Origin of the sequence: Actibacterium sp., assembly GCF_041584535.1 — a bacterium.
GTDB lineage: Bacteria > Pseudomonadota > Alphaproteobacteria > Rhodobacterales > Rhodobacteraceae > Actibacterium_D.
Map to the genome: position 1 here is coordinate 1 of NZ_JBFHDW010000275.1, position 3,404 is coordinate 3,404.

5 protein-coding genes and 1 pseudogene are annotated in these 3,404 nt (G+C 62.8%); 3 read left to right on the forward strand and 3 right to left on the reverse strand.

The genetic code is table 11. The features are described from left to right. On the forward strand, window positions 1–496 hold a 496-nt coding region (gene pyrF / locus ABYW26_RS12190), incomplete at its 5' end, for an orotidine-5'-phosphate decarboxylase (protein WP_372605172.1). 15 nt (window positions 497–511) lie between these two features. Here the strand turns inward: pyrF and ABYW26_RS12195 are convergent. Then, a complete protein-coding gene (locus ABYW26_RS12195; protein ID WP_372605173.1) occupies window positions 512–1,144 on the reverse strand; it encodes an NAD(P)-dependent oxidoreductase in 633 nt (210 codons plus the stop codon). A gap of 103 nt (window positions 1,145–1,247) precedes the next feature. Between ABYW26_RS12195 and ABYW26_RS12200 the strand changes: the two genes are divergently transcribed. Beyond that, entirely contained in the window at window positions 1,248–1,619 is a 372-nt protein-coding gene (locus ABYW26_RS12200; protein ID WP_372605174.1) for a winged helix-turn-helix transcriptional regulator, read from the forward strand. A 2-nt stretch (window positions 1,620–1,621) separates the two neighbouring features. Here the strand turns inward: ABYW26_RS12200 and ABYW26_RS12205 are convergent, their stop codons facing one another. Beyond that, window positions 1,622–1,888 (reverse strand): NfeD family protein, encoded by a 267-nt coding sequence (locus ABYW26_RS12205; protein WP_372605175.1) that lies wholly within the window; start codon window positions 1,886–1,888, stop codon window positions 1,622–1,624. Beyond that, on the reverse strand, window positions 1,888–2,769 hold the full coding sequence (locus tag ABYW26_RS12210) for an SPFH domain-containing protein (RefSeq protein WP_372605176.1): 882 nt from the start codon (window positions 2,767–2,769) through the stop codon (window positions 1,888–1,890). The genes ABYW26_RS12205 and ABYW26_RS12210 overlap by 1 nt, the downstream gene beginning before the upstream one ends. Window positions 2,770–2,920: 151 nt before the next feature. Here ABYW26_RS12210 and ABYW26_RS12215 point away from each other — a divergent pair. Further along, window positions 2,921–3,404: pseudogene (locus ABYW26_RS12215) on the forward strand (DNA polymerase IV); the annotation flags it as partial.

Genomic DNA, 3,404 nt, shown 5'->3' on the forward strand with positions numbered 1-3,404 from the left:
CGGCGCAACCGTGGAAAACGCGGTGCGCGGGCTGGCGCAGTTCGATCTGGATTTCCTGACCGTGCACGGCGACCCCTATGTGGTGCGCGCCGCGAAAGAGGGCGCTGCGGGCAAGGATATGAAAATTCTGGCGGTGACGATCCTGACCTCGCTGGATCGGGCCGATCTGGACGGGGCGCTGATCAAGCCCGGCGCGGTGGCCGATCTGGTGCAGGAACGCGCCGCCAACGCGTTCGAAGCCGGGGCCGATGGCGTGATCGCCAGCCCGCAAGAGGCCGCCTTGATCCGCGCCCTGCCGCAGTCCGCAGGCAAGCTGATCGTTACCCCGGGCGTGCGTCCGGCGGGGGCGGCGCTGGGGGATCAGAAACGGGTCGCCACCCCGGCCCGCGCGATTGCCGACGGCGCCGATCATATCGTGGTTGGCCGCCCGATTTGGCAGGACCCCGACCCGCGCCGCGCAGCGATGGCAATTCAGGCCGAGCTTGGCACGGCCTGAATCTTAGCGACGTAATTAATAGCCGACGGTAAAAACCTGCCCTTTATGGCTGCGGGTCTCGGCTTCGTTGGCAAAGGCGACGGCATAGTCTTCGGCGCTGATCCAGCTTTTCCCGTTTGCATCGCTCAGCAAAGTGGTGCCGCCAACGCGGAATTCCACCGTGCGATCACCCGGAGCGATCTCGGCGGACGGGGCCAGATAGGTCCAATCAAGCCCCTCTTTCTCCAGCGCATCTTTCATCCCGCGCACCCCAAGGGCCTCGGGCTTGATCTCGGGCGGCAGCAAATCCATCACCGGCGAACCATCAGGCAGCGACAGCGTGCCGGCACCGCCGACCATCAGAATCGGCAGGCCGGTTTCCTTGCCAGCGGCGGCCAATGCCGCACCAAACGCAGCCGCATCGGCAGTGGCGTCGCCACTATTGCGGGGCGAGGTGGCCGACAGGATCAGCTCGGCCCCCGAAGCTTTGACCGCAGCCACGACCGCATCGGCATCGGCGGCATTCAGGGTCACGGCGGTAACACCGGGCAGCGCCGCGATTTTCTCGGGACTACGTGCAGCAGCCGTCACCTGATGACCCCGCGCTGACAGTTCGGCCAGAATTCGGGTGCCAATCATACCGCTGGCCCCGATCAGGAAAAATTTCATAGGTCTTGCTCCATTAAGTTACTATTGATAACCTAATAGTGCTTTGAAACTATCTCGGTAATACGGATCTTGAGGTCTTATAGTTACCCAAAGGGAACCGAACTTGCCCGCTCGCCGCGCCACGAACCATGCTTGCCCCATCCGCGATGTGCTTGACCGCATCGGCGACGCATGGAGCCTTCTGGTGATGATCGAACTGCAAAAGGGACCGTGCAGGTTCAATGCCCTGCGCCGCGTTATCGGCGACATCTCGCAGCGGATGCTATCGGTCACCCTGCGCCATCTTGAGCGGGATGGGCTGGTCACGCGCACGGTTCTGCCGCTGGCGCCGCCGCAAGTGGAATATGCCCTGACCCCACTGGGTCAAAGCCTGATCGACTGTATCGAGCCGGTGACTCATTGGGCGCGCGGCAATCAACAGCAAGTTCGGGCGGCGCGCACGGCTTATGACGCCCGCTCCGAAGAGTTCAGCTAAGCTTAGTTGTCGTTAATGTCGTGATCGAACACCTTGGGGGCGCTGCCGCGCAGCCCGAAGACTTTGCGCATCACCGCCCATGCCACCAGCGACGCCGCCGCGAACAGAAGCAAAAGCTGGGGCAGGCTTAGCCCCGCCACCAGCGCCACGACGATTCCCGTGACCACCGCCCCGGCGGCAAAGCCCAGAAACACATAGCCCGGCGCAAACAGTTCCAGAATCACCAGAACCACCGCCGCCGCCATCCACAGCCACCATTCGGACCACATCAGCCGCGCCCTTTCAGCATCTTGAAGGCATCGCCAAACGCCTCAAGCGCCTGTGCGGGCACCACGATGGTCTGCTTGCCCGCGCCCTGCCCGACAGCAGTCAGCGCCTCGACCTGTTTCAGTGCCACCTGATATTGCGCTGCCTCGATACCGTGTTCGGCGATGGCCTTGGCCACAACTTCGGTCGCATAGGCCTCGGCCTCGGCGGTGACGCGGCGGGCCTTGGCGGCCTGTTCGGCGGCATAAAGGTCGGCATCGGCGGACAATTCGACCGAGCGCTTGCGCCCCTCGGCCTCGGTCACCTGCGCCCGGCGGGCGCGTTCGGCGTTCAACTGTTGCAGCATCGCGTCGCGGGTTTGTTGATCCAGATTCACATCCAGAATTTCCGCCCGCGTCACTTCGATCCCCCATGCGTCGACCGCATCCTCGACCGATTCCTTGATCGTCAGGATCAGTTGCGAGCGATTGGCCTGCACCTCGTCCAGATCCATCTTGCCGATCTCGGCCCGAACGATCCCGGCGACGGTGGTGGCAATTGCCGCGTCGACGTCGCGAATGCGGTAAACCGTCTTTTCCGGCTCGGTGATCCGGTAGAATACCGAGGTATCCACCTGCACCAGCACGTTATCCTTGGTGATCGCGTCTTGGCTGGCCGTCGGCAACTGGCGTTCCAGAATCGAGATCTTATGCGCCACCCGGTCCAGAAACGGCACGATCAGGTTCAGACCCGGCCCCAGAACCGAACGCAGACGGCCAAAACGCTCGACCACGTATTTTTCCGATTGCGGCACGATCCGCACACCCCAAAAGACCACCAGAATAAGAAAGGCAGCCAGCAAAACCAGAACCAGATTGCCGCCGGTCAAATCGCTCGCGTTCATCACAACACCCTATAAGAAATACCTGTGACTAAGTTGCGCCCTGTGCGGCAAATTGCAATGGCGCGGCGGCGCCTGATTGCCGGGGCGCGAAGAATTGAGATGAAATTTCAGCCCCAACCGCTAGCCTGTGGCGGAAATCCGGTGTCCCATCATGCCCGCCCTTTGCCGCTCTTGCCTGACCGCCATCGACCCGGCGCCGCGCTGTCCGCGCTGCGGCAGTCCGCGTGTCGTGCAGCATGAAGACCTGTTCCGCCTGTCGATTGCCCATATGGATTGCGACGCCTTCTATGCCAGCGTCGAAAAGCGCGAGAACCCCGATCTGGCCGACAAGCCGGTGATTATCGGCGGCGGGCGGCGGGGCGTGGTCTCGACCGCCTGCTATGTGGCGCGGATTCGCGGGGTGCGCTCAGCCATGCCGATGTTTCAGGCGCTGAAACTATGCCCCGAGGCGGTGGTCCTGAAACCGCGCATGTCGCTTTATGCCGAGGTCTCGAAACAGGTGCGGGAGATGATGGATGCGCTGACGCCTTCGGTCGAACCACTGTCGCTGGACGAGGCGTTTCTTGATCTGACCGGCACCGAAAAGCTGCATGGCGAACCACCGGCGCTGGTGTTGGCGCGGCTTTTGACCCGGA

Coding starts and splice junctions, on each gene's coding strand:
- ABYW26_RS12195 (WP_372605173.1), bottom strand. CDS start 1,144: ATGAAATTTTTCCTGATCGGGGCCAGCGGTATGATTGGCACCCGAATT.
- ABYW26_RS12210 (WP_372605176.1), bottom strand. CDS start 2,769: ATGAACGCGAGCGATTTGACCGGCGGCAATCTGGTTCTGGTTTTGCTG.
- ABYW26_RS12205 (WP_372605175.1), bottom strand. CDS start 1,888: ATGTGGTCCGAATGGTGGCTGTGGATGGCGGCGGCGGTGGTTCTGGTG.